The sequence below is a fragment of the Magnetospirillum sp. genome (assembly GCA_027532905.1).
GTDB lineage: Bacteria > Pseudomonadota > Alphaproteobacteria > CACIAM-22H2 > CACIAM-22H2 > Tagaea.
In genome coordinates, this window is record JAPZUA010000002.1 from 489,802 (window position 1) to 513,829 (window position 24,028).

Genomic DNA, 24,028 nt, shown 5'->3' on the forward strand with positions numbered 1-24,028 from the left:
TGATGTTGTCTAGCCGCGTTCTTGCTGTGTAGGCTGGATGCCATGGCCCGATTTGAATTCTTTTTCGACGCCGCACTTTTGCCGGACGGCTGGGCGCGCGACGTCGAAGTCGCCGTCGTCGATGGAATGATCCATGCCGTCGTGCCCGGTGCCGCCGCTGGCGGGCGACCGCGCATCGCAGGTGCAGTATTGCCGGGTCTGCCCAATCTCCACAGTCATGCTTTTCAGCGCGCCATTGCCGGATCGACGGAAAGGCGTGGGCCGGCAAACGACAGTTTCTGGACGTGGCGGGAAGCGATGTACCGCTTCGTCGATCATCTCGGCCCCGACGACATCGAGGCGATATCGGCGATGGCCATGATGGAGATGCTGGAGGGCGGCTTCACCAGTGTGGCCGAATTCCACTATCTCCATCATGACCGGCACGGACAGCCTTACGCGGACAAAGCCGAGCTTTCGACGCGCATCGTCGCGGCAGCGGCGCAAACGGGCATCGGCCTTACGTTGCTTCCCGTTCTTTACGCACAGGGCGGCTTCGGCGGCCTACCGACGGAAACCCGGCAGCGCCGCTTTATCAACCGGATCGACGACTATCTCGTCCTGCACGAAAAGGCGCGCGATGCGGTGGCGTGTTTGCCGCACGGTGCCATCGGAGCGGCACCGCACAGCTTGCGGGCCGTGACGCCGGAAACGCTCCGCGCCCTTCTCGACGCAGATGTCGGCGGCCCAGTCCATATCCATATCGCCGAGCAGATCCAGGAAGTCGAGGCGTGCATCGCCTGGAGCGGACGGCGCCCGGTTGAATGGCTGCTGTCGAACGCCCCGGTCGATACGAACTGGTGTCTTGTCCACGCGACCCATTTGACGCCTTCGGAAATCGCCGCGTTGGCCGCGTCGGGTGCTGTTGCGGGCTTGTGTCCGACGACGGAGGCCAATCTCGGCGATGGGCTGTTCGAGGGCGCCGCCTTTCTGGCGACGGGCGGACGCTACGGCGTGGGCTCGGACTCGAATGTTGAGATATCCGCCGCGCAAGAGCTGCGCTGGTTCGAATACGGCCAGCGCCTCAAGGATCGAAGCCGCAACGTGGCGACGGCGCGGGAAGGCCAATCGACCGGCGAAGCGCTCTACAGAGCCGCAGCTGCCGGCGGGGCGCAGGCGTTGGCCCAGCCGGTCGGCGCAATAGCGTGCGGCAAACGCGCGGACTTCGTTGTTCTCGACACTTCGCACCCGTCGCTTGCCGCAATGGAGCCGGCGCAATGGCTCGACGGCTACGTTTTCGTTGCAGGGCAATCTGCCGTCACGCAAGTGTATGTCGCCGGTGTGCGCGTGGTCGAGGGTGGCCGGCATGTGCGCCGCGACGCGATCGCGTCGCGCTTCGTTGCGACCATGAAGCGAATTTTGAAGTGAACGCGCCAGCCCATCTGCATCAGCGCATCCGCGCCGACATCGAAGGACGGATCCGTTCGGGCACTTGGCCGCCTGGACACCGTATTCCCTCCGAGCAGGCAATGACGGTCGAATATGGCTGCTCGCGCATGACGGTCAGCAAAGTTCTGTCGGCCCTTGCGGCGCAAGGTCTCCTCACGCGTCGCAGGCGCGCGGGCTCCGTGGTTGCGGCCCCGACCTCCGATCTCGCCGTTATGCAGATTCAGGATTTCGTGCTCGAGGCCGCGCGTTCGGGCAAGCGCTACGAACACAGGATTCTGCGGCGCGTCGTTGCACCGATCGACCGCGAAACGGGCGCGCGGCTCGATCTCAGAGCCGGAGCGCCGGTGCTCATGGTGGATACGCTCCATCTGCTCGAAGGCATGCCGCAGGCCTTCGAGCAGCGGATTGTCAATCTCGCGGCCGTTCCCAGTGCGCGCAACGCAGAGTTCAAAACCTTGCCGCCGGGGACGTGGCTCCTGCAGCGCGTGCCTTGGAGCGACGCAGAACACGTCATTCACGCTATCAATGCCGATGCGGTTTTGCGCCGACGGCTGAAGATTGCGACTGGGTCTGCCTGTCTTGTCCTAGAGCGCCGCACATGGCAGGGCGGGCGGCTGTTGACTGAGGCACGGATTTTTTATCCGGGCAGCCGCCACCGACTGGTCGGCCGATTTTCGCCGACTGGGAACGCGGCTTTTGGCGTCGAAGCTGGGCATGTCGGCGCGCAGCGGTAGCCTTCGGCGGTCCAGAGTTCGGTCTCAGAGCAGCCGGCAGAAGGCGCTATTTGGAGATGGCGGAAACAAAGGCGGTCAATTCGGCTGCGGTTGGTGCCGATGCCGCCGCACCTTGCCGCGAAACGCAAAGCGCACCTGCACTGCACGCGTACTGCACCGCCGCCCCAATATCCGCACCGCTGCAAGTCTGAACTGCTAGGGCAGCATTGAAGCAGTCGCCTGCAGCAACGCTGTCCACGCACACGACTTCGGGTGCCGCGAAACTTTGGCGAAGCAGTGGGGTGCTTGCAAAAGCTCCGCGTGCGCCAAGTTTGAGCACGACCGCGCGAAATCCCATGCGATGCAGCGCATCCGCCGCTTTCGCGACCGCCGCCGGTTCCGACGGCGCGATGCCCGTGAGCATTTCCGTTTCGGTTTCGTTGGGGGTAACGAAATCGACGAGGCTTGCAAGGGCCGACAAGGATCCGTCGGTCGGAACCGGGGCTGGGTCGAGCACGATGCACGCGCCAATACCCTTGGCTATTTGGGCTGCGCGCAGATTGTCGGACGGCGCGCGCTCGCATTGCAGAAGCAGAGCGCTTGACGGCGTTAGAGCTTCTGCAAGGGTCCGGAACTCGGCGTCGCGTGCAGCCAAGTTGGCGCCAGAGATGACCGTGATCGCGTTGCGACCCGCCGCATCGACGAGGATCGAGGCCATGCCGGTCGCGTGCGTTCGGGCAGCGCCGATGAGGTCTGTCGCAAGTCCGAAACGGGCAAGTTCTTGGAGAACGAATGCGCCAAAGACGTCGTCGCCGACGTTTCCGAGCAGTCGCACGCGTGCGCCGAGCCGGTGGGCCGCGATCGCTTGGTTGGCGCCCTTGCCGCCGAGGTTGAGCGCGTAGTGATCGCCGAATCTCGTCTCGCCTAGAGCGGCCGCTTTGTCGGCATAGACGCAAATATCCGCGTTGACGCTTCCGAAGACGCAGATGTCGATCGCATGCTTCATTTGCGGTTTTCCGTCACAGGATGAATTCAAGAGCTCGCATACGCGCTAGCCCTTGTCGAGGTCCGACAGGATCGCCGTCATTTCGGCGCGTGTCGGAAACGATGCGGTGGTGCCGCGACGGGTGACCGACAGCGAAGCCGCGTTTACGGCAGCTTGGGCTGCGAAAAGGATCGGTCGGCCGGCGCACAGCAGGGCGGCGGCGACGCCTGCAAGAACGTCGCCTGCACCGGCGGTGTCGATTGCTTCGACGTGCGGCGCAGAAACGTGCGTGAGGCCAGCCGTGCTGGCGATGGCCGCACCTGTCTCGCCGAGGGTCACAATTGCCGTTCCTGCACACGCGGCGCGGAGTGCCGACGCGTCGGCACTGCCGACGATCATCGAACATTCGACCGCGTTCGCCATAACGACGTCGCACAGCGCGAGGCAGGGCCGCATGTCCCACGCGAGCGGTGCGGTGTTCAGCAGCGTTGCCGCACCGCGCGTGCGGGCGAGGCCAAGTGCTTCGAACGTCGTTTCGGCCGTCAGATTTCCCTGGACCAACAGCATGTCGCCTTGCGCGAGGTCGGCCAGTGCCGCACGCGCATGCGAAGGCGTGAGCGTGTGCGCACAGTGTGCGCTCGACAAGATCATATTCTCGCCGGAACCTGCGACCCAGATTGACGAATGATCGGTCGGGTGCGGCATTGCGATCCAGCGCGCTGCAATAGCGGGAAAACCGGCGACCGTTTCCCGCAGATACATTCCGTCGCTGTCGTTGCCGATTGGCGCTGCGAAAACGCAGGTCGCCCCGGCATTGGCTGCTGCGAGCGCTTGATTTAGTCCTTTGCCGCCGGCACACCGCACCATGTGCTCCGCCAGCAGCGTCTCGCCGGGATTCGGCAGGCGTGCTGCATTGAGGACGACGTCGATGGTCGCGTTTCCAAGAACAAAAACGCGGTTCATTTCCTGCCGTCCTCTTCTCGGTTGCGTCGATGTTGACAGGCTAGTGAAGCTGCGTCGGCTACGCTAAAGGCGATGTGTCGGCGCATCTGAAGGATCGGACGCTTGCATCACGGCGGTCGAGTCACTAGGTTTGCGCATGATTGTTTTCGATCTTTGCGTCTTTGTGGACGCCTGCGCAAGAGATCGCTCGGCGCTGACATGAGCGGCTCCGGCACGCCTGCGCCGCGCAAAGCGCATGTTCTTGTCGCCAAAGGTGATCTGCCGCGCTACGTGTTGCTGCCCGGCGATCCGGCACGCGTGCCTTTGATTGGGCGCGGTTGGTCGAGTTACGAGGAAGTTTCCAACAACCGCGAATTTCGCGTCGGCCGCGGCAAGCTAGACGGCGTTGCGCTCGGCGCTTGCTCGACCGGCATCGGCGGCCCCTCGACCGACATCGCGGCCGTCGAACTCCATGACGCCGGCGTCGATACGTTCATCCGCGTCGGGACTTGCGCCGCCCTTCAGGCGGACATCGCCTGCGGTTCGCTTGTCATCAGTTCGGGCGCGCTGCGGCGCTCGGGTGCTGCCGACGCCTATGTCGATGCGGGTTACCCCGCCGTCGCGGACCATGCGGTCACGTTGGCGCTGATCGAGGCGGCCGAATCGCTCGGTGCCGCCTATACGGTCGGCATTTCAGCGAGCGTCGACTCGTTCTTTGCAGGCCAGGACAATCCGCCGCCGACCGGCTATCGCCCATCGCATTTCGCGACGCTGATCGACGATTTGCGCCAGCAGCGTGTCGCGAACGTCGAAATGGAGGCCGCCACTCTCTTCGTCCTTGCGGGCCTCATGGGGTTCCGGGCGGGTTGCGTGTGCGCCGTCGCTTCGAACCGCGCTACGCGCGAGCGTCGGCCGTCCGAAGCGTCGGTGGAGATGTGCGCGGCCGTTGCTTCGAAGGCGGTCGTTCTGCTGGCCATGCGCGACGCGGCAGCCGCACAGGCCGGGAAACGTTTCTGGTATCCGGGGCTTTGATGGGTTCCCCCTTGCTGCAGGTCGAGGATCTCGCGGTCGAGTTCGAGACCGGCGGACGGTCGCTCCGCGTTGTCGACGGCGTAGGCTTCGCGCTCGAGCCTGGCAGATCCCTCGGCATCGTCGGCGAAAGCGGCTGCGGCAAGTCGGTTACGGCCTTGTCGCTGGTGGGTCTGCTGCCGCAATCGAACGCGCAGGTCGTTTCCGGCCGCGCGATGTTCGCGGGCCGCGACCTGCTCGGGCTCGACGAGGCTGAGCTGCGGAAGGTTCGCGGTGGCCAAATCGGTTTCGTGTTTCAGGAGCCGATGACGTCCCTCAATCCCGTTTTTACGGTCGGCGATCAGGTCGCCGAAGCGATACGCGCGCACCGCAATCTTCGGCGTGCGGCTGCGCGCGCCCAAGCGGTCGAGCTGCTTGCGCGTGTTCGCATCTCGGCGCCCGAGCAGCGCATGGACGACTATCCGCACCAGATGTCGGGCGGGATGCGGCAGCGTGTGATGATCGCAATGGCTCTGGCGGGGCAGCCGAAGCTGCTTATCGCCGACGAACCCACCACGGCCCTCGACGTGACGATCCAGCTTCAGATCATCGATTTGCTGGACGATCTGCGCCGCGACCTGGGCATGGCTTTGATTATCATCACGCACGATCTCGGCGTGATCGCCGAAACGGCCGACGAAGTCGCGGTCATGTATATGGGTTCGATCGTCGAGCGCACGCGTGTAGCACGCCTGTTCGAAGATCCGCAGCATCCCTACACGATCGGCTTGCTGGCATCGATGCCGGTCATGTCGAGCGGGAAGGGGCCGCTGACGGCGATCGAGGGTAATGTTCCGCCGCCTGGGCTGGAATTGAGCGGCTGCCGCTTTGCCGCGCGCTGTCCGCTCGCTGATCGACGCTGCCGCGAGGCGCGCCCGCCGCTTGCCGCGATCGCGGATGGCCACGCGGTTGCGTGCTGGAAGGCGCCGCTGGAGAGGGAAGCCGCATGACGGCGCCGATCGTCGAACTGCGGGGGGCTGTGCGGCATTTCGCGGGGCGAAAAGGCCTGTTCGGGCTGGGTAGCGGGCGCACCGTCCATGCGGTCGATGGCATCGATCTTGCGGTCGAGCGCGGCGAAACCTTTGCCATCGTCGGCGAAAGCGGCTGCGGCAAGTCTACCTTGGCGCGGCTCGTAACAAGGCTGGTTGCGGTCCAGTCGGGACAGGTTCTGTTCGACGGTCAGGATATAACCGCGTTGCCCGAGGCGGCTGTTCGGCGGCTGCGGCGGCGCATGCAGATGATTTTCCAGGATCCGTTCGCGTCGCTCGATCCGCGGCGCCGTCTTCGCGAGATACTTGGTGCACCGCTCGAACTGCACGGGATAGCGTCGGGTGCTGCGCGCGAGCGGCGCGTCGACGAGCTGCTCGATCTCGTCGGACTTGCACCCCACCAGCGGGAGCGCTACCCGCACGAGTTTTCGGGTGGACAGCGCCAGCGGATCGGCATTGCGCGCGCACTTTCCGTTGGCCCAGACCTGATCGTCGGCGACGAGCCGGTCGCGGCCCTTGATGTCTCGATCCAGGCGCAAATCATCAATCTTCTGATCGATCTCAAGGCGCGCTTCGGCCTCAGTTTGATCGTGGTGTCGCACGATCTTGCGGTCGTCGCGCATATTTCGGATCGCGTCGCGGTCATGTATCTCGGGCGGTTCGTCGAAGTCGGACCGGTTGCGCACATCTTCGCTCGGCCGCGCCACCCCTATACGCAGGCGCTGCTGGCGGCGGTCGTGCGTCCCGCTGTCGGTCAAGGTAGCGCGCGCGCAGTTCTGCCCGGCGACATTGCCAGCGCTATCGCTCCGCCTTCGGGCTGCCGCTTCCGCACGCGATGCCCGCATGCAACGCTGCTCTGTGCCGCCGAAATTCCGCCGCTTGAGACCACACCGGAGGGCACAAGCGTTGCGTGCCACCGTTGGCGCGAATTGGACGTAAGCCCAGGCTTCGCACCGGAGACCGGGTCGCCGAATTTCCGTGCACGGCTTGCGATCTTGCGCGAGCGACGCGGTACCGCGACGGTCTAGACTTGGCGCTGGGCGCTAAGCGGCTTGCGTGAGCCAAGCTGCAGCTTGTCCGAACAGGCGCGCATAGCCCGGCCAGTCGACAAAGCGTCGCGGCAGCCAATGCGGGCCAATGTCCGAGGTCCAGGCGAGCGTCCGGCCCTTTTTATACGTGCCAGCGACCAGAAGCGGGTGCCCACCGCAATCGACGGGCAAACGCGCGAGGACCGTTCCGGTTGCTTTGGGCGCCACTTCGTTTGCCCCGAGCAGAACCGGCCACTTGCCTTTGAAGCCAGCGAGGATCGGATGGCGCCGCCCGCTCGCCGTCACGTCGGCCACGAAGCCTTCGGGGATTTCGAGCCGGTCGTCGGTTTCGCGCATCTTCACGGGCAGAATCTCTTCGATCGGTGTGCGTGCATAACGCGCCGATCCGTTGATGCCCTGGAAGCTCAGATAGCCGCCGACCATCATGAACCCGCCACCGCCCGCGACGTAGTCGCGCAGCAGCTTCAGGCGATTGGGCGAGGGCTTGCCGTGCAGCCAAACGTCGGGCGGCAACAGCAGCGTGTTCGATCCGATGTCGCTCAGTACGACCGCGCTGTACGCGCCGAGAGCCGCAGCGGTCGACGGAAACTCGGCTGCCGCGAGATGGTTCGGCAGATAGTCGACGTCGAAGCCGTGCTTATCGAGCGCGCGCACGAAGTCTTCGCCCCCGAGATGGTAGGTAGCGCTCGAGAACTGATCCCAGCCTTTCACGTGGTAGGCGCTGGTCGCCCAAGATTCGCCGGCCAGCAGGATCTTCGGACGCGCTTTGCGTTTTGCTGCCATGGCTGGATCAGGACTCCAGCCAAGCGTCGCCGAGCGCAAAACCACCGTCGGGATACTGGGTCCAGCGCAGGCGGCTCGAAGAGGCCTGGATGATCGAGTCGAACTGGAAGAACAGCAGCGGCGCATCTGCTGCGAGCTGCTGCTGCACCTCGCGATAGAGCTGGGCACGCCGTGCCTGGTCGGAGGAAATCCGTGCCTCGCCCAGCAGCGCGGTCGTCTTTTCGCTGGCATAGCCGGTGAAGTTGGTCGGTCCGCCGGCCGTGAACATGTTGAAGGTGTTGCCGTCGGGATCCGAGCGCCCCGACCAGGGCGACCAGGCAATGTCGAAATCCTTGCCGCGCAGCACGGTGATGAGGCTCGTTGCGTCTATCTGGCGGATCTCGGCGCGGAAGCCGGCCTGGTTGGCTTGCGCCTGGATGAGCTGGGCGAGGCGGATCTGCAGCGGCGAGTTGGTGACCGTGATGGAGAAAGGTACTGGCGTCGCAACGCCGGCTTCCCGCAGCAGCGCTTGTGCACGCGCCGGATCGTACGTGAAGGGTTTGAATGCCGCATCGTGCGCCCAGCCGAAGGCGGGCGGGATGGGGCCGAAGGCGGGCGTTCCGGTCTGGAAATAGACGACGCGATTGATGGCGTCGCGGTCGACCGCGTACATGAGCGCCTGCCGAACCTTGACGTCGGCGAAGGGCGCGCGAGTCACATTCAGCGACATCGCGTTCCAGCCGATGCTGGGCCGCTCGCGCAGTGTGATGTTGGCGGCCCCACGCAAACCGGCGACAGCCTGGGGCGGTACGAGATCGATGAGCTGGAGCGCACCGCTGCGCAAGTTCGTCAAGCGCACCGTCTCGTCCGGGATGGGACGATAGACAATCGAATCGAGCAGCGGCTGGTTCGGGCGCCAATAACCGGGGAATCGTTCCAGGACGAGTTCTGAATTTTTGGTCCAGCGCACGAGGCGGAAGGGGCCACAGCCGACCGTCTGCGTGCCGAAATCTGCACCCAGGCGCTGGGCGGCCGTCGGCGAGACCATCGCACCCGCGCGGGCACCCATGACGTGCGGGAACGGCGCGAACGGCGTGCTAAGCGTCATCGTCACTTGCAGCGGGCCGGTCACCTCGACCGAGGTAAGCGGCCCCAGATCGGCACGGCGCAGCGAGGCGGTCGCCGGATTCATAATCCGGTCGAAGTTCCATTTGACGGCAGCCGCATCGAGCGGTGTGTCGTCGTGGAACTTCAGATTGGGGCGCAGATCGAAGCGCATGACGGTGGGGCTTACCGCCGTCATCGTCGCAAGGCCAGGCTCGATCTGCAGGTCGGGCGTGATCCGCAGAAGCGTGTCGTGCAGCGTCCCGAAAACATAGACCTCGAAAAACGACGCCATGAAAGCGGGGTCGAGTGTCACCGGATCCGAGACGACGCCGACATTGAGCGTGCCGCCGCGCCGCGGCGTTTGGGCTTGCGCGTTTGCGGTGGAAAGCAGGCTCGGCATGATGCCTGCGGCGGGTACGGCTGCGGCCGTCGAAAGGAGCGTGCGGCGTGTGATCATGGCGTTGGAACCTCCATTGTCGGCGCGCGCCCGGACGAAACGCGCGCATGAATTTGATGCAATGATGGGACAACTATGCCCGTCTTGGATCGAACCTGTCCAGCAAACCGTCGCCCAGCAGGTTGAAACCCAGCACAGCCATGAAAATTGCGATGCCAGGATACCAAGCCATCCAAGGGGCGATCTCCATGAAGCCGATCGCGTCGCGCAACATGCTGCCCCAGCTTGGCTGCGGCGGCTGCACGCCCAAACCGAGGAACGACAGATAGGTCTCGGTGATTATCGCCGAGGCGAAGAGGAGAGATCCTTGCACGATAAGCGGGCCAGCGACATTTGGCAGGATCGTACCGAACAGAATCTGGCCGCGGCGGAACCCCATCGCGCGCGCGGCTTCGACATAGGCAAGTTCGCGCACGACCAGCACCTGGGCACGCGCAAGGCGCGCGAATACCGGCGTGTAGACGACGGCGATCGCGATGATGACATTGCCGAGCGACGGCCCCAGTACGGCGGTGATGGCAAGTGCCAGAAGGATGCTCGGAAAGGCGAACAGTACGTCCATCGCGCGCATGAGAAGCGTGTCGCCGAGCGGCCCGCCATACCCCGCCAGCAGGCCGATCGTTGTGCCGAGGAAAAGGGCAAGACCGACACTAAGAGAGCCCACGAGCAGCGAAACGCGCGCACCCGTCGCCACGCGCGCCAGCAGATCACGGCCAAGATCGTCCGTACCCAGCCAGAAACGTCCGTCAGGTGGCGCAAGCGTCGCCAGAAAATCGGTCTTCAGCGCATCGTGGGGCAGCAGGGCAGGGCCAAGCAGCGCACCCAACACGACGGTGCCGACCAGTGCCGCACCTGCCAGCGTTCGCCAATTTCGCGCAACAAGGCTGCGCCGTCCGAAATTCTTTCGCGCCTTCGCTATCATTGACCGAGCCTCACACGTGGATCGAGCACGGAATAAAGGAGATCGGTCACGAGATTGATCGTCACGAACAGCACCGCCATGCAAAGCACGGCGCCTTGGACCAGCGGATAGTCCCGCGCGAAGATCGCATCGACTGTAAGCTTGCCGACGCCGGGCCACGAGAAAATGGTTTCTGTCACCACGACGCCACTGAGCATTTGGCCCATTTGGATTCCGATTAGCGTCACGATCGGCATGGACGCGTTCGCGAGTGCATGTTTCCAGACCACGATTGCGCGCGACAAACCTTTGGCGCGCGCAGTTCGGATATAGTCCTGACGCAGCACTTCGATCATCGTGGCCCGCGTCATGCGCATAGTTGCCGCAGCCAGGGCAGTGCCGAGCGTGACCGCAGGCAGCACAAGATGCAGCAGTGCCTGCGCGACGTCGACACTGGGCGCGACGAAGCCCGATGACGGGAGGATTGGCAAGCGGATCGAAAATGTCAGGATCAGCAAGATGCCGATCCAGAAACTCGGCAGGGACAGGCCGGCCAGTGCGCCCAACGACACGCCGAAGTCGATGCTCGTGTTCGGCCGCGTGGCCGATGCGATGCCTGCGGGAATCGCGATCAGCAGCGAGACGATCAGTGCTGCACCCGCCAGGAGCAACGTGGGGCCAAACGCCGTCGCCAGCATCGCCGCGACCGGCCGACCGGTCTGTATCGACCGGCCGAAGTCGCCCTGGATGACCTGGGTGAACCAGATCGCAAACTGCGCAGGCAATGGCAGGTCGAGACCGTATTTTGCGCGCAGTGCGGCAATCGTTGCGGCATCGGCCTCGACGCCGGCGATTGCGATGACGGGATCGCCCGGAACGAGCCTGACTAGAAAAAACGCGACAAACGATATCCCCAGCAGAATGGGGACAAGCGCTGCTATTCTCCCGACAACCAATTTCAGCATAGTGTCGTTGCCAAGCTGCAAACGTCAGAGCCGGAATTGCGAAGATGCTTGAACTCAACATCCCCGAGATCGTCGCCGAAGTCGAGGAAGCGATCGCACGATACGAGCGCGCTCTTGTCGAGAACGATCTGGCGGCACTCGACGGAAGCTTCTGGCCGTCGCCGCTCGTCGTGCGTTTCGGCTACGCGAGCGCGCAGTACGGCGCCGAAGCATTGGCCGACTATCGACGGACGCGCACCCTCGGCGATTTCCGGCGGCACATCTGGAACCAGACAGTAACGACCTTCGGCCGCGATTTCGCTATTGCGACTGTCGAATACCAGCGGTCCGATCAGGACCGGCAAGGCCGGCAAAGCCAGACCTGGGTGCGTACGCCGGGCGGTTGGCGCATCGTTTTGGCGCATGTCAGTCGGCGCGATCCGGCCGAATAGTCGGTCGCGTGGGAACATCCTAAAGCGCCATGATCCGTCGCGCATTGACATTCAGGATTGCTTGCTGCTGTTCGGCCGGCAAGCCGTCGATGGCCGCGTAGTTTTCCTGCGGCGACGGCCACAAACATGCGGCGAGATCCAGCGTTGCGTCGCGCGGCGGAAAGAACGGATGGTCGGTGCCGAACATGATGCGTTCGTGGCCGACGAGGGCAATCAGCGCCAGCAGGGCCGGCGTGTGATAGCCGATCGAGTCGAAATACATGCGCTTCAGATATTCGCTTGGCGCTGCCTTCAGCGCGAAATCGATCTGCCGCTCGGTGCCGATACAACTGTCCAAACGTCCGGCGAGGTAGGGCAGTGTCCCCCCGGCATGGGCGACCAGCAGCTTGAGTGCGGGATGGCGGTCGAGGACGCCTGCCAGGATCAATCGGGCGATGGCAACGGACGTTTCGAACGGAAAACCGAGCGCAAGAAAAAGAGCGTGCCCGGTTCCCTCGTAAGCCGCATTGCCCAGGCCGTAGTGCGGATGCACGAACATCATATGGCCGCCGCGCGACGCCTCGGCCCATACGGGTTCGAGCGCTTGATCGTGCAGGCCGTTGCCTGCACCGCTGGTGCCGATGATAACGCCGCGCAAATGGCGAAGCGTCGAAATGCGCGCGAGTTCCTCGGCCGCTGCGGCTGGGGCTTTCAGCGGCAGAACGCCGAAACCGCGCAGGCGTCCGCCGGACGCTGCGCATACGGCTTCCATATCGTTGTTGAAGATGCGCGAAAGCGCGACGGCCTCGGACGGCGGCAGAAAATCGACCCACGGGTTGGCAAGGCTCAGCACCGACAGGGCGATGCCGTGATTGTCCATGAAGCGGATTTTGCCGCCGATGTCGAAGTACTCGCTGCCAAAGGAGCGGCCGGCGTCGGGGCTGTCTTCCTCGTCTTTGCCCGGCAGAATCAGCAGCCGCGACTGGCCGTTGCGGTCGACGACGCGCGGAACTGCCTTCCGCGTGCGCAGCATCTCGACATATGTCGGAAGGTAGATGTGCGTGTGCACATCGACGGACGCTTTCGATTCAAACTGAGCGGGTGGCATGTTGGTCCTTTTTCAGCGTTGCGGCAAGACCATGAGCCAAATGTTGCACGTTTCATACATCGATAAGCAAGGGCTTGCTGATTTTCTCCCCAAGTATGCGCAAGGATCGTTCTTGAGCCGCGAATTCGGGCCGTGGTGCGTTTGTCCTTGCTGCAGTTGGTGAGCTGATCGACACTCCTGCTGTGAGCCAAAGCATACGCGTATCGAACCCGATCATCGATGACCTGACAGGCGAGGCGCCGTTCGCGCGTATCGGGACTGCTTGGCAACTCCTCACCGATCAGGTCATGGGTGGCGTTTCCAGCGGGGCCATGACCCGCGAGATAGTAGGCGGCCGTCTCGCCATTCGCATGCGGGGCGACGTCCGCCTCGAGAACAATGGCGGTTTTGTGCAGATAGCGCTCGATCTTTCGCCTGTTTCCGGAACAGTAGATGCGAGTGCCTGGGGCGGGATCGAACTGGATTTCCATGGTGGCGCGGGGGAATATGGGGTTCATCTTCGGACGTCCGACCTCGCACGTCCTTGGCAGTCCTACCGAACGAACTTCGTGGCTTTGCCGAAATGGCAGACAGCTCGGTTGCCGTTTGGTGGCTTTGGCCCTCACCGGACCGACACTCCGCTTGATCTGCGGCGATTGCGCCGTTTGGGACTGGTGGCTATCGGGCGCGCTTTTTCGGCAGATCTTGCTATTGGCGGTCTACGATTTTTTGCGTAAGGCTGGTCCGAATTGGGCTTGTTGCAATTCTTGCGCGCAAGGTTGCCAAAGCGCGCGAGACGGGCGGCAAGTCGCCCTGGCAGGCAACGGTCGATTTGCACAATTCGCAGACGAGTTCGAGGGGCGGGGACGTACTCGCGCCGACGGCGGCGCCATGAGCGAGTCAATTCCGTTTGTGCGCGATTGGCCCTATTGTTCACGAGATGGATAGCGAGACCGATGCAACCGGCCAGATCCCGCTCTATCAGCGTCTGCTTGTGTCGCTGCGCGAAAAGATTCGCCGCGCCGAATGGCCGGTGGGTGCAAATCTGCCGACCGAAGCTGAACTCTCCGAACAATACGGAGTAAGCCGCATCACCGTGCGCCATGCGCTGCAGCTCCTCGAGCAGGACGGGCTGATCCGCAAAGCACGTGCACGGCGCACTGAGGTGGTTTCCGCCGGCCCGGCCTTGCGCCTGGGCTTTGCGGTTGAATCGCTGGGCGACATCGTGGCGATGGTGGCCAATGCCGTGTTGGCGATCGAAAGCTACGCACGCGAACGCCAGCCCGATGCAGCCGCGATCCTCGGCGAAACGCCACAGACGCGGCTCTATTGCCTGCGCGGCGTTCTCAAGCGCCAGGGGCGCGCCTATGCGCGCTCGACGATCTATTTTCCGCCCGCGATCGGCAAGCGTCTGCGGAAATCGGACTTCGACGATCCGGTCGTCTTTCGCGTGCTGCAGCGCCGCTTGGCGATCGAGATCGGCGACGTCACGCACTCGATTTGGGCCGACGGCGCCAACGAGTCAGATGCGTTGCGCTTGGGCTGCAGTCTTGGCACGCCGCTGCTGGCGACGCTGCTTCGCTACTGCGACACGGGCGGCAGACCGCTCGAAGCTGCCTACACGCGCGCGCTTGCAGGCGATGCGCGCGTTGCCTACCGCTTCGGCCAGAACCGGCATCCGCAAGCCGGGTCTTGACAAAGACCGACCGGTCGAGTTGTCATAACAACGGGAGACCTGATCGGTTCGCCGACGGGACACGCGAGCGCTTCGGAGAAAGCGCATGAAATGCGATCTAAGCGGACGCACGGCCCTTGTGACCGGCGCGGCGCAAGGTATCGGTCGGGCCATTGCGCATGCGTTTGCGGCCAATGGGGCGCGGGTCGTGTTCAGCGACCGCGACGCCGACGGTGCGCGCCAAGCGGCGCTCGAAGCGCCCGCCCATGCGGCAGATCATCTCGTCTATGCACTCGATGTGGCCGATCGCGCGATGATTGCAAGCGTCGCGGCCGAAGCACTCGATGCGTCGGGCGGCATCGACATTCTCGTAAACAACGCAGGCATCGGCGTGAAGGCTGCCGACCGTAAGACTGTCGAGAATTTCCCGATTGCAGCCTGGGACGAGATGTTGGCGATCGACCTTACCGGCGTCTTCCTGATGTCGCAGGCGATTGTGCCTTCGATGCGCGCCGCGAAATTCGGGCGCATCGTCAACATCGCATCGGTCCTGGGCCTTGTGCCGATGCGCCTGCAGAGTTCCTACGTGGCGGCCAAAGCCGGCGTGGTCAATCTCACGCGCTCGATGGCGCTCGAGCTTGCAGGCGACGGTATTCTCGTCAATGCGATAGCACCCGGGTCGACCGCGACGACGGGCTGGCGCGACTGGATCCACAATGCCAACAGTGCGGAGCGCGATCTGCATGCGCGCCTGCTTTCGCACATTCCACTCGGTCGCCCGGCCGAGCCCGAGGAAATTGCACGCGGCGCACTTTTTCTTGGTGCGCCGGACAATACCTACGTGACCGGCCATGTTCTGGCGATCGACGGCGGCTGGACCGCCGGCTTTGCAAGGGATTTTTGAGCCATGCCGCAAGCCCTGCCAGCGTCTCCGCGTCCCGAACTTGCCGCTAAAGCCTCAAATCGCCTGCCGCTTCCCGAGGGGCTCGACGCCAATGCGATGATCGAGCTCTATCGGCAGATGGTGCTGCTGCGGAAATTCGAACTGGCCGCCCAGATCGCGTGCCGTGCCGGCGAAACACCGGGGTTCCTGCATCTCTATATCGGCGAGGAAGCGACCGCCGTCGGCATCTGCGCGCATCTGGAGCCGACAGACTGGATCACTTCTACGCATCGCGGCCATGGCCACGCGCTTGCCAAAGGCATGGACCCGAAAATCCTGATGGCCGAACTCTACGGCAAGCGCGACGGTTGCTGCGGCGGTCGCGGCGGTACCATGCATCTTTACGACCCGTCGGTTGGGCTGTTCGGTACCAATGGACTAGTCGGCGGCGGCCTTCCCTCGGCTGTCGGGGCCGCCTTCAGCGCACGCCATCGGCGCACGCGCGGCGTTGCTGTCGCCTTCTTCGGCGACGGGGCGACCAACCATGCGGCGTTCCACGAGGCAATCAATCTTGCCGGCGCATTCGACGCACCGGTCGTGTTCGTGTGCGAGAACAATCTCTACGCAACCGCGACGGCTCTCAGCAATGTCACCAAAAACCCCGAGATCGCGACGCGGGCGGCTGCGTACGGCATTCCGGGCATTGCGGTCGACGGCAACGATGTGGTTGCCGTGTGGCAGGCCGCCAACCGCGCGATCGAACGCGCGCGCGGGGGCGGGGGGCCGACGCTGATCGAGGCCAAGACCTATCGCACCGTCGGCCACCACGAGGGCGACCACTTGACCGGCACCTACCGCACGCAGCGCGAGGTCGACGAATGGACCGAGCGGTGCCCGGTTAAGACCTTCCGCCGCCGCATCGTGGAAGACTACGCGATCGTCACGGGCCGCACGCTCGACCAGATCGACGAAAAGATCGACCGCGAGGTCGAGGTCGCGATCGAATTCGCGCGCCGTTCGGCCGAACCGGATCCCGCGACCGTCTTTCTTCACACCTTCGCGGATCCGATCAATCCGGCTGTGGCAAGCGTTTCGCGTGCACCCGGCGAGACGGTCGAAACTGGTTGGCTCGACGCCGTGCGCGACGGCATTGCCGAAGAGATGCGTTGCAACCGCAACATCGTCTATTTCGGCGAAGGCACGGGCGAGCGCGGCGGAACTTTCGCGCACACCAAGAATCTGTGGCAGGAGTTCGGTGCCGGCCGCATGGTCGACACGCCGATCTCCGAACTCGGTTTCACCGGGGCGGCGTTGGGGGCTTCGGCCACCGGCGTGCGCACTATCGCCGATTTGATGTTCGCGGATTTTCTGTTCGAAGCGGCAGGCCAGATCGCACTTCAAGCGGCCAAACTGCGCTACATGTCGAACGGCATGGTCCACGCGCCGATGGTGGTGCGCGTTGGCTCCGGCGCCGTGCGCTCTGCAGGCCCGCACCATAGCGGTACTTACCATCCATCCTGGGCGCATATCCCGGGCTTGATCGTGTGCCTGCCTTCCACACCCGCCGATGCCAAAGGGTTGATGAAAACCGCACTCAATGCCGGCGATCCCGTGCTGATGCTCGAAACCAAGGCGCTGTTCGCGAGCAAGGGCCCGGTGCCGAAAGGCGAACACTACGTGCCGTTCGGCTTGGCGCGCATTGCGCGCGAAGGCAGCGACATCACGCTTGCGAGTGCAGGCCAGCTCGTGCATCGCGCGCTCGAAGCCGCCGAGATTCTGGCGGCAGAAGGCATTTCGGTCGAAATCGTCGATCTGCGCACGATCCAGCCGCTCGACGTCGACACTGTCGCCGCGAGCGTGCGCAAGACGCATCGGCTGCTGGTCGTGGACGAAGCCTACGCAATGTTCGGCGTCGGCGCCGAGCTTGCGCAGTCGATCAACGAACTCGCTTTCGATTCGCTCGACGGCCCGGTCGCACGGTTGCATACCGAGCCGGTGCCACACCCGTTTGCGCCCGCTCTCGAACGCGCGATGCTGGTCGGTACCGAGGCGATCGTCGCCGCGATCCGCCGCACGATCGCCGGGCACGCCGATCCCATTCGTCGCCATGGCCGCATTGCCGTCGGCATTGCGGCACCCGTCGAACGTCCGATCGCAACCACAAAGCCGCCAGCAGTCGCCGCAGCACCCGAAGCCAAGATCGACGGCACGCCGGTCAAAATGCCGTTCGGCGATCTTACGGTCAGCGAGGGGCGCTTGGTGCGTTGGCTGGTCCAGCCGGGCGAACCCGTTGCAGCCAATGCCGTGATCGCGGAAGTCGAGACCGACAAGGCCGTGGTCGAAATCGAAGCGCCTGCCGCCGGCACGATGGGGCCGCATCTCGCGCGCGCAGGCGACGTCGTCAAAATGGGCCAAACCATCTCGGCAATCGGATAGAGGCAGCCATGCTCGTCGTCCTCAGCCAATTCACGCATCCCGACGACCGGCTCGAACAGCGGCTGGCGCGCGGGCGCTGCGAACTCTACGTGCAGCCGGTTGGTGCGGCCGCAAAAGCGCCGATTCCGGCGGCAATTCGCAGCCGTGCGGATGCCGTGATCCACTACCCGGCCGGAACCGGGATCGGAGGGCGCCCGGCCGATTGGCCAAAAGTGCGCGCCGTGCTGCGCTCGGGTGTGGGATTCGATTGCATCGACATTGCTGCTTGGGGCAAGCGCGGCGTGGCGGTCTACAACGTGCCCGACTACGGCACCTCCGAAGTGGCCGACCACGCGATCGCGTTGATGCTGGCATTGACGCGCGGTACGGCGAGTTATCACGACTTGCTGCGCATCGACCCCGTCGCCAACTGGCACCACGCCAAAGCACCCGTCGTGCGGCGGTTGCGCGGCGCTACGTTCGGCGTCGTCGGGCTCGGTCGCATCGGGCTCGCGGCTGCCTTGCGCGCGCGCAGCTTCGGGATGGACATCGCGTTCTACGATCCGTTTGCGTCTGCCGGTATCGAGATCTCGGTGGGTGCACGCCGCACCAAGACGCTCGGCGATTTGATGGCCACAAGCGACGTCGTCAGCGTGCATGCACCTGCCTCACCCGAGACGGTCGGATTGATCGGCAAAGCCGCGCTCGCGCGCGCCAAGAAAGGCCTCGTCCTCGTCAATACAGCGCGCGGCGCTATCGTCGATCTCGATGCGCTTTACGATGCATTGCGCAGCGGCCGCATTGCCGCTGCCGGGCTCGACGTTTTGCCGGTCGAACCTGCCGACCCGGCGAGCCGATTGATCCGTGCATGGACCGCGCGCGAAGCCTGGCTCGACGGCCGTCTCACCCTCAGTCCGCATGCTGCCTTCTACAGTCCTGCCTCGCTCGTCGATATGCGCTCGTTTTCGCTCGAGACGGTTCTTTCCCATCTCGAGACTGGTTCGAGTGCAAACTGCGTCAACGCCCCTTACCTCAAGACGCCGAAGATCCAAAAAACGGCTGCCAAAGCCGGAACCCGCAGAGGAGAAACGCCATGAAAACGACAACGCTTGCGCTCGCAGCACTCTTTGCCGTCGGCCTCGCCCACGGTGCCGACGCCCAGCAGAAAACGACGCTACGCTTTGCCATTGGCGCCCCCGACAGCCAGGGCGGCGAAATCCTCGGCATGAAAGCGCTGAAAGAATACGTCGAGTTCAAGAGCAAGGGGCAACTTGAAATTCGCCTGTTTTTCAACACGCTCGGCGGCAGCCTGCAGGTGACCGAGCAGGTCAAGAACGGCACTCTTGAAATGGCGCTGACCGACGATTCGGTCCTCGGCTCGTTCCACAAGCCGATGCAGGTCTTCCAGATTCCCTATCTCTTCCCGTCGTCGCCTGTCGCTTGGGAGTTCATGCAAGGTCCGTTCATGCGCGAAATGACGGAAGACATGCGCAAGTCGACCGGCATTCGTACCCTGACGCTTTCCGAAAACGGCTTTCGCAACCTCACCAACAACGTGCGCGAAATCAAGAACCCCGACGACCTCAGGGGCCTCAAGATGCGCACGATGCAAAGCCAGGTCTACGTCAACTTCATGCGCGCTTTCGGCGCTTCGGCAACGCCGATTTCGTTCCCGGAACTTATCCCTGCACTGAAGCAGAATGTCGTCGACGGCCAGGAAAACGCCGCCTCGACCGTGTGGGACGGCAAGCTCTACGAAGTCCAGAAATTCATGAGCGTCAACGAACATATCTTCGGCATGCATCTGGTCGTCATCAACGACCGAGTCTTCAACAGCCTTTCCGAAGACAACAAGCAGATCCTGATCGACGGCGCGCGCATGCATACGGAAGTGGCCAACTCGCGCAAGGCAATGGACAACCTCCAGGGTATCGAAAAGATCCGCCAGGCGGGCGTGCGCGTCTATGTCAACTCGCCGTCGGAGAAGGAAGCCTTCCGCAAGACGAGCCAACCTGCAGTCATCGAGTTTATCGCGTCCCAGACCAACAAGGAGCTGATCGACCGCCTTCTCGTCGCGGTCGAGGAGACCAAGAAGCGCGTCTATAATTTCTGAAGCGAACGCTGCGGCGGCCGGGCTCCCAAGGGGCTCGGCCGCCATGGGAAAGGCGAACCGCATGGACATGCTGCGCAACGCAGTGGGAAAGCTGGCGGCACTCTGCGACCACGTCACGGGTTGGCTGTTGCTGGCGCTCGTTGTCGTCAACGGCGCAAGCGTGTTCATGCGCTACGTCATGAACGATTCGATTTCCTGGAGCGAAGAATCGATCCGGTATCTTGCGATTTGGATCACGTTTCTCGGTTCCACCGCAGCAAGCTGGCACGACGAGCATCTCGACATGAATCTGTTCGCCGAATTCGGCGGCGCTATTTTCCAATCGGCGCATCGCTTTTTTCTGCATGTGCTTAACACGGTCTTTGCCGTGGTTCTGGCTTGGCAGGGCTGGATCTATTGCACGCTCAACGGCACGCAGACCGCACCCACCAGCGGCGTGCCGATGATCTACGTGTACGGCGCCATTGCACTCGGCGGCATTCTTCTGACGATCGTTCACGTAACTAAAGCTGCCGACTGCCTGCTGTCGAGGCGCCGCGCATGACGCCTATTCTGGTGACGTTGACCGTTCTTCTGTTCGCTGGCATGCCGGTCGCGTTCGCGTTCGGTCTTGCGTCGGTCGTGGCTCTTCTCCTCGACAGTTCCTCGCTTCTCAACATCGCGTCGAGAATGTTCGCGGGCCTCGACAGTTTCGTGCTGCTGGCGGCACCCTTCTACATCCTCGCCGGCGAGATCATGAATCGCGGTGGCATTTCGGCGCGTCTCATCGATCTCTCGCGCGCTCTGGTCGGACGCGTGCGCGGCGGTACTGCCTACGCCGCGATCTTCGCGGCCGTGTTGTTTTCGGGCATTTCCGGTACCGCCGTCGCCGACATCGCGGCCCTTGGTCAAATATTCATCAACTCGATGCCGCGCGAGGGTTACAGCAAAGCTTTCGCCGCCGCTGTCGTGACAGCCGCCTCGGTGATCGGGCCGATCATTCCGCCGTCGGTGATTATGGTGTTGTACGCGGCCGTCGCCGACATCTCGGTGCTCAATCTATTCTTGGCCGGCATCGTGCCGGGGCTGCTGTTGGGCGTTGCGTGCGGTCTCGTGGTTTTCGTGCGCGGCCTAAAGGGTGGCCTGCCGATATCGAATGTCGAGATCAAGCGTTCGGACTTGCCGCGCCTCGCGCGTGACGGCTCGCTTGTGATGAGCCTGCCCGCCTTCATCGTGGTCGGCACGCTGTCCGGCGCGTTCACGCCGACCGAGGCGGGCGGCATCGCCGTCATCTACGCGATGTTCCTCGGGGTGTTCGTGTTCCGCAGCCTCGATTTCGCCTCGACGATGGAGGCAATGCGCAATGCGGCCCGGCTGACGGCCACGCTGTTTTTGCTGATCGCAACCGTCGAGATCGTCAACTATGTGTTGATCATGGCCGGGATCGGCGAATGGACGGCGGGACTTGCCAAAGCCTTTGCAGGTCAGCCGCAGCTTTTCCTGATCGCCTGCGTCGTATCGTTTCTATTGATCGGTCTCGCCCTCGACGCAGGCCCGGCGCTGCTGCTGCTCGCACCTTTTCTGCTGCCCGTGTCGCGCGAGATGGGCATCGACGACATTCATTTCTCGATTGTCATGATCGTCAGCTGCACCCTCGGCCTCATTTCGCCGCCGGTCGGCATCTGCCTGTTCGTGGCCTGCAAGATCGGCAACATCACGCTGCGTCAGCTGTGGCATGAGCTGCGCTGGTTCTTCTACGCCCAAATCGGCCTCATCCTGGTGCTCGTATTTTTTCCGATCCTATCGACGGGGCTGCCGCGATGGCTGCGGGGTTGAATCTCGAGACGCCCGCCACGCGGCGCGCCTGCCGCATTGTGCGTATCACCAGCTATGTCGTGGGCATGCGGTGGCGCAATTGCGTCTTCGCCCATGTCGAGACCGACGACGGGATCTGCGGGGTCGGGGAGGGGTCGCTCGAATACCAGCCGCAGGCCGTTGCGGCAGCCATCGATCAGCTTGCGCACCGCTACGCGATTGGCGCTTCGGCGTTTTCCATTGAGCGGTTGTCCACCGACATTCAGCGTAATGAATTCATGCATGGTCCCATCCTCAACAGTGCCATTGCCGCTATCGAGACGGCGATGTGGGACATTGTCGGAAAAGCACTCGACCGGCCAATCTACGATTTGCTCGGCGGGCGCATGTACGAACGTCTCCCGGCATACGCCAACGCTTGGTACGGCCAGGCAAGCTCTCCGGCCGAGATGGAGAAAGCCGCCGCTGCCGTCGCGGCGAAGGGATATCGCGGCCTTAAATTCGATCCGTTCGGCGACAGCGGGCGCGATCCTTCCGCCGCTGAGATCCGCAAGGCGCTCGATCTCGTGGCTGCCGTGCGCCAGGGCGTCGGACCCGACGTCGATATGCTGATCGATGCCCACGGGCGTTTCAGCGTGGGCGCCGCGATCGACGTATGCCGCAAGCTCGAACCGTTCGGGCTCTATTGGATGGAAGAGCCGGTCGACCCGGAAAATCACGGCGCGCTGGCCGCCGTCGGGCGTGCCATCCCGCAGCGTCTGGCAACCGGCGAGCGCTGCACCAGCCGCTATCTGCTGCAGTCGCTGCTCGCCAGCAACGAGATCGACGTGCTGCAGCCCGACCTCATTCATGTCGGCGGCATTCTCGAAGGCAAAAAGATCGCCGCGATTGCGGATGCGGCCTATATCCCGGTTTCGTTTCACAATCCGTTCGGACCCGTCGCGACTGCGGCCGCAATCCAACTCGATGCGTGTACGTCGAACATTGTGATGCAGGAGAGTTTCTGCGAATACGACGTGCTGATGCGTTTCGATCTGCTCGACCACGCACCCCGACCGGTGGACGGGCATTACGACATCCCTGAGCGGCCGGGCCTCGGCGTCGGCGAGTTCCGGCCGGAGGTGGCGCTCGCTCATCCGTTCGACCGCGACGCGTTCCTGCCGCTGTTCCGCAGCGGCTGGGCGACCCGGTTCTGAGTCGGCAATGCGCCGCGCGTTGCGCATTGTTGCGAGCGGCGACTATCTGCACACGATCGGCCGCGATGCGCCGCTCGATCTCGGCTTCGGCGTGTTCGACACAGGCCGGTTCGATCTGTCGCTGTTGCCCGCGGCCCCTCAGACAGAGGCCGTTCCGGCCTTAGCCCTTGCGAACGCAGACGTGTTGTTGATGCTCGGCCAGTACCTGCCCGAAGCATCGGTTGCACCTGCGGCTGCGACATTGACGGTGGTCGCGCGCGCAGGTGTGGGTATCGACAAGATCGACGTCGAAGCGCTCACCCGCCATGGCATTCTCCTGTTCAACGTTCCCGATGCGTTGACGCAAGGGACAGCCGCTGGGGCGCTGGCGTTGATGCTTGCCGCCTCGCGTCACGTCGTTGCCATGGACCGGCTGACGCGCGAGGGCCGTTGGGACGACCGCCAGTACCATCGCGGCCGCGAAATCTACGGCAAGACGCTCGGCGTGATCGGACCGGGCCGCATTGGCGCTGAACTCGTGCGCCTCGTGGCTCCTTTCGGCATGCGCTGTCTTGCCTATTCGCCGCGTCTGACACACGACCGCGCGAAGCGCATGGGCGCCGAGGCAATCGAGCTCGATCGCCTGCTGCAGGAGAGCCATTTCGTTGCGATCTGCGCACCGCTGACGGACGAGACGCGCGGCATGCTCGGCGCGCGCGAGCTCGGGTTAATGCGGCGCGACAGTGTTCTCGTCAATGTCGGTCGTGGGCCGATCGTCGATCAGCAAGCACTTGCGCAAGTGCTGGGCGAACGTCGTATTGCCGCGGCCGGTCTCGACGTGTTCGATCCGCAGCCTTTTGCGGCCGATAACGCTCTTGCGCGTCTCGACAATGTCGTGCCGTCGCCGCACGCGATTTGCGACACTTACGAGCTGCGCGCCGATGTTCTTGCTGCGGTCGCGCGCGAACTTGCCGCATTCGTCGGCGGCGTGCTGCCTTCCGCATGCCAAAACCCTTTGGTTTTCCACTCGGCGCAGTTCCAAGCCAAACGCGCGCGGTTGATGCAAGTCTTGCCGGTGGCAAGCGTCCGCGCGTAGGCCGCTACAAAGTC

Annotated in this window: 23 protein-coding genes; 16 read left to right on the forward strand and 7 right to left on the reverse strand. The window is 63.7% G+C overall.

Translation table 11 applies throughout. The annotated features are described in order from the left end of the window. Positions 1–42: 42 nt before the first annotated feature. Together O9320_10395 and hutC are read left to right on the forward strand one after the other, a co-directional pair. Positions 43–1,407: a formimidoylglutamate deiminase gene (locus tag O9320_10395; GenBank protein ID MCZ8311254.1), complete on the forward strand. Its 1,365-nt coding sequence runs from the start codon at positions 43–45 to the stop codon at positions 1,405–1,407. Next, positions 1,404–2,162 (forward strand): histidine utilization repressor, encoded by a 759-nt coding sequence (gene hutC, locus O9320_10400; GenBank protein ID MCZ8311255.1) that lies wholly within the window; start codon positions 1,404–1,406, stop codon positions 2,160–2,162. Before O9320_10395 ends, hutC begins: the two co-directional genes overlap by 4 nt. 46 nt (positions 2,163–2,208) lie before the next feature. Here the strand turns inward: hutC and O9320_10405 are convergent, their stop codons facing one another. Both O9320_10405 and O9320_10410 read right to left on the reverse strand, forming a co-directional pair. After that, a complete protein-coding gene (locus O9320_10405) occupies positions 2,209–3,147 on the reverse strand; it encodes a ribokinase (GenBank protein MCZ8311256.1) in 939 nt (312 codons plus the stop codon). A 45-nt stretch (positions 3,148–3,192) separates the two neighbouring features. After that, entirely contained in the window at positions 3,193–4,089 is an 897-nt protein-coding gene (locus O9320_10410; GenBank protein MCZ8311257.1) for a PfkB family carbohydrate kinase, read from the reverse strand. 198 nt (positions 4,090–4,287) lie between these two features. Here O9320_10410 and O9320_10415 point away from each other — a divergent pair, with 198 nt between their 5' ends. From O9320_10415 to O9320_10425, 3 genes are read left to right on the forward strand one after another with little or no spacing between them, the layout of a single operon-like run. After that, positions 4,288–5,100, forward strand: a complete 813-nt coding sequence (locus tag O9320_10415; protein ID MCZ8311258.1) for a nucleoside phosphorylase — start codon at positions 4,288–4,290, stop codon at positions 5,098–5,100. Continuing rightward, complete coding sequence (locus tag O9320_10420; GenBank protein ID MCZ8311259.1) at positions 5,100–6,086, forward strand: ABC transporter ATP-binding protein; 987 nt, start codon at positions 5,100–5,102, stop codon at positions 6,084–6,086. Before O9320_10415 ends, O9320_10420 begins: the two co-directional genes overlap by 1 nt. Continuing rightward, positions 6,083–7,153, forward strand: a complete 1,071-nt coding sequence (locus O9320_10425; protein ID MCZ8311260.1) for an ATP-binding cassette domain-containing protein — start codon at positions 6,083–6,085, stop codon at positions 7,151–7,153. The genes O9320_10420 and O9320_10425 overlap by 4 nt, the downstream gene beginning before the upstream one ends. 15 nt (positions 7,154–7,168) lie before the next feature. Here the strand turns inward: O9320_10425 and O9320_10430 are convergent, their stop codons facing one another. The 4 genes from O9320_10430 to O9320_10445 all read right to left on the reverse strand — a co-directional run bounded on the left by O9320_10430 (position 7,169) and on the right by O9320_10445 (position 11,366). Then, a complete protein-coding gene (locus tag O9320_10430; GenBank protein ID MCZ8311261.1) occupies positions 7,169–7,957 on the reverse strand; it encodes a glutamine amidotransferase in 789 nt (262 codons plus the stop codon). Between the two features lie 7 nt (positions 7,958–7,964). Continuing rightward, positions 7,965–9,500, reverse strand: coding sequence for an ABC transporter substrate-binding protein (locus O9320_10435; GenBank protein ID MCZ8311262.1), 1,536 nt, complete (start codon positions 9,498–9,500; stop codon positions 7,965–7,967). 73 nt (positions 9,501–9,573) lie between these two features. Further along, a complete protein-coding gene (locus tag O9320_10440) occupies positions 9,574–10,422 on the reverse strand; it encodes an ABC transporter permease (GenBank protein ID MCZ8311263.1) in 849 nt (282 codons plus the stop codon). Further along, the gene (locus O9320_10445) at positions 10,419–11,366 is read right to left on the reverse strand and encodes an ABC transporter permease (protein ID MCZ8311264.1); all 948 of its coding nucleotides are present in this window, start codon (positions 11,364–11,366) and stop codon (positions 10,419–10,421) included. The genes O9320_10440 and O9320_10445 overlap by 4 nt, the downstream gene beginning before the upstream one ends. Before the next feature lie 44 nt (positions 11,367–11,410). Here O9320_10445 and hpxZ point away from each other — a divergent pair, with 44 nt between their 5' ends. Further along, complete coding sequence (hpxZ, locus tag O9320_10450) at positions 11,411–11,797, forward strand: oxalurate catabolism protein HpxZ (protein MCZ8311265.1); 387 nt, start codon at positions 11,411–11,413, stop codon at positions 11,795–11,797. Positions 11,798–11,816: 19 nt separating this feature from the next. Here the strand turns inward: hpxZ and O9320_10455 are convergent, their stop codons facing one another. Then, positions 11,817–12,884, reverse strand: a complete 1,068-nt coding sequence (locus O9320_10455) for an amidohydrolase family protein (protein ID MCZ8311266.1) — start codon at positions 12,882–12,884, stop codon at positions 11,817–11,819. Positions 12,885–13,066: 182 nt separating this feature from the next. Between O9320_10455 and O9320_10460 the strand changes: the two genes are divergently transcribed. The 10 genes from O9320_10460 (at position 13,067) to O9320_10505 (ending at position 24,014) form a co-directional block, all read left to right on the forward strand. Continuing rightward, positions 13,067–13,600, forward strand: coding sequence for a CIA30 family protein (locus O9320_10460; protein MCZ8311267.1), 534 nt, complete (start codon positions 13,067–13,069; stop codon positions 13,598–13,600). A 203-nt stretch (positions 13,601–13,803) separates the two neighbouring features. Continuing rightward, positions 13,804–14,559: a GntR family transcriptional regulator gene (locus tag O9320_10465; protein MCZ8311268.1), complete on the forward strand. Its 756-nt coding sequence runs from the start codon at positions 13,804–13,806 to the stop codon at positions 14,557–14,559. 85 nt (positions 14,560–14,644) lie between these two features. After that, complete coding sequence (locus tag O9320_10470) at positions 14,645–15,442, forward strand: SDR family oxidoreductase (GenBank protein MCZ8311269.1); 798 nt, start codon at positions 14,645–14,647, stop codon at positions 15,440–15,442. A 3-nt stretch (positions 15,443–15,445) separates the two neighbouring features. Further along, the gene (locus O9320_10475; GenBank protein ID MCZ8311270.1) at positions 15,446–17,857 is read left to right on the forward strand and encodes a thiamine pyrophosphate-dependent enzyme; all 2,412 of its coding nucleotides are present in this window, start codon (positions 15,446–15,448) and stop codon (positions 17,855–17,857) included. Positions 17,858–17,865: 8 nt separating this feature from the next. Further along, the gene (locus O9320_10480; GenBank protein ID MCZ8311271.1) at positions 17,866–18,933 is read left to right on the forward strand and encodes a C-terminal binding protein; all 1,068 of its coding nucleotides are present in this window, start codon (positions 17,866–17,868) and stop codon (positions 18,931–18,933) included. After that, positions 18,930–19,949, forward strand: a complete 1,020-nt coding sequence (locus tag O9320_10485; protein MCZ8311272.1) for a TRAP transporter substrate-binding protein — start codon at positions 18,930–18,932, stop codon at positions 19,947–19,949. The genes O9320_10480 and O9320_10485 overlap by 4 nt, the downstream gene beginning before the upstream one ends. A 43-nt stretch (positions 19,950–19,992) precedes the next feature. Continuing rightward, positions 19,993–20,493: a TRAP transporter small permease gene (locus tag O9320_10490; protein ID MCZ8311273.1), complete on the forward strand. Its 501-nt coding sequence runs from the start codon at positions 19,993–19,995 to the stop codon at positions 20,491–20,493. Further along, positions 20,490–21,764 carry a TRAP transporter large permease gene (locus tag O9320_10495; GenBank protein ID MCZ8311274.1) on the forward strand — a complete coding sequence of 425 codons (1,275 nt, stop codon included), beginning with the start codon at positions 20,490–20,492 and terminating at the stop codon, positions 21,762–21,764. The genes O9320_10490 and O9320_10495 overlap by 4 nt, the downstream gene beginning before the upstream one ends. Further along, entirely contained in the window at positions 21,749–22,939 is a 1,191-nt protein-coding gene (locus O9320_10500; GenBank protein MCZ8311275.1) for a mandelate racemase/muconate lactonizing enzyme family protein, read from the forward strand. The genes O9320_10495 and O9320_10500 overlap by 16 nt, the downstream gene beginning before the upstream one ends. A gap of 7 nt (positions 22,940–22,946) precedes the next feature. Next, a complete protein-coding gene (locus O9320_10505; protein MCZ8311276.1) occupies positions 22,947–24,014 on the forward strand; it encodes an NAD(P)-dependent oxidoreductase in 1,068 nt (355 codons plus the stop codon). Positions 24,015–24,028 lie beyond the last annotated feature (14 nt).

Bases quoted from the DNA above. Each gene is read 5' to 3' on its own strand.
- O9320_10395 (MCZ8311254.1), top strand. From the start codon at position 43: ATGGCCCGATTTGAATTCTTTTTCGACGCCGCACTTTTGCCGGACGGC.
- O9320_10405 (MCZ8311256.1), bottom strand. From the start codon at position 3,147: ATGAAGCATGCGATCGACATCTGCGTCTTCGGAAGCGTCAACGCGGAT.
- O9320_10410 (MCZ8311257.1), bottom strand. From the start codon at position 4,089: ATGAACCGCGTTTTTGTTCTTGGAAACGCGACCATCGACGTCGTCCTC.
- O9320_10415 (MCZ8311258.1), top strand. From the start codon at position 4,288: ATGAGCGGCTCCGGCACGCCTGCGCCGCGCAAAGCGCATGTTCTTGTC.
- O9320_10420 (MCZ8311259.1), top strand. From the start codon at position 5,100: ATGGGTTCCCCCTTGCTGCAGGTCGAGGATCTCGCGGTCGAGTTCGAG.
- O9320_10425 (MCZ8311260.1), top strand. From the start codon at position 6,083: ATGACGGCGCCGATCGTCGAACTGCGGGGGGCTGTGCGGCATTTCGCG.
- O9320_10430 (MCZ8311261.1), bottom strand. From the start codon at position 7,957: ATGGCAGCAAAACGCAAAGCGCGTCCGAAGATCCTGCTGGCCGGCGAA.
- O9320_10435 (MCZ8311262.1), bottom strand. From the start codon at position 9,500: ATGATCACACGCCGCACGCTCCTTTCGACGGCCGCAGCCGTACCCGCC.
- O9320_10440 (MCZ8311263.1), bottom strand. From the start codon at position 10,422: ATGATAGCGAAGGCGCGAAAGAATTTCGGACGGCGCAGCCTTGTTGCG.
- O9320_10445 (MCZ8311264.1), bottom strand. From the start codon at position 11,366: ATGCTGAAATTGGTTGTCGGGAGAATAGCAGCGCTTGTCCCCATTCTG.
- hpxZ (MCZ8311265.1), top strand. From the start codon at position 11,411: ATGCTTGAACTCAACATCCCCGAGATCGTCGCCGAAGTCGAGGAAGCG.
- O9320_10455 (MCZ8311266.1), bottom strand. From the start codon at position 12,884: ATGCCACCCGCTCAGTTTGAATCGAAAGCGTCCGTCGATGTGCACACG.
- O9320_10465 (MCZ8311268.1), top strand. From the start codon at position 13,804: ATGGATAGCGAGACCGATGCAACCGGCCAGATCCCGCTCTATCAGCGT.
- O9320_10470 (MCZ8311269.1), top strand. From the start codon at position 14,645: ATGAAATGCGATCTAAGCGGACGCACGGCCCTTGTGACCGGCGCGGCG.
- O9320_10475 (MCZ8311270.1), top strand. From the start codon at position 15,446: ATGCCGCAAGCCCTGCCAGCGTCTCCGCGTCCCGAACTTGCCGCTAAA.
- O9320_10480 (MCZ8311271.1), top strand. From the start codon at position 17,866: ATGCTCGTCGTCCTCAGCCAATTCACGCATCCCGACGACCGGCTCGAA.
- O9320_10485 (MCZ8311272.1), top strand. From the start codon at position 18,930: ATGAAAACGACAACGCTTGCGCTCGCAGCACTCTTTGCCGTCGGCCTC.
- O9320_10490 (MCZ8311273.1), top strand. From the start codon at position 19,993: ATGGGAAAGGCGAACCGCATGGACATGCTGCGCAACGCAGTGGGAAAG.
- O9320_10495 (MCZ8311274.1), top strand. From the start codon at position 20,490: ATGACGCCTATTCTGGTGACGTTGACCGTTCTTCTGTTCGCTGGCATG.
- O9320_10500 (MCZ8311275.1), top strand. From the start codon at position 21,749: ATGGCTGCGGGGTTGAATCTCGAGACGCCCGCCACGCGGCGCGCCTGC.
- O9320_10505 (MCZ8311276.1), top strand. From the start codon at position 22,947: ATGCGCCGCGCGTTGCGCATTGTTGCGAGCGGCGACTATCTGCACACG.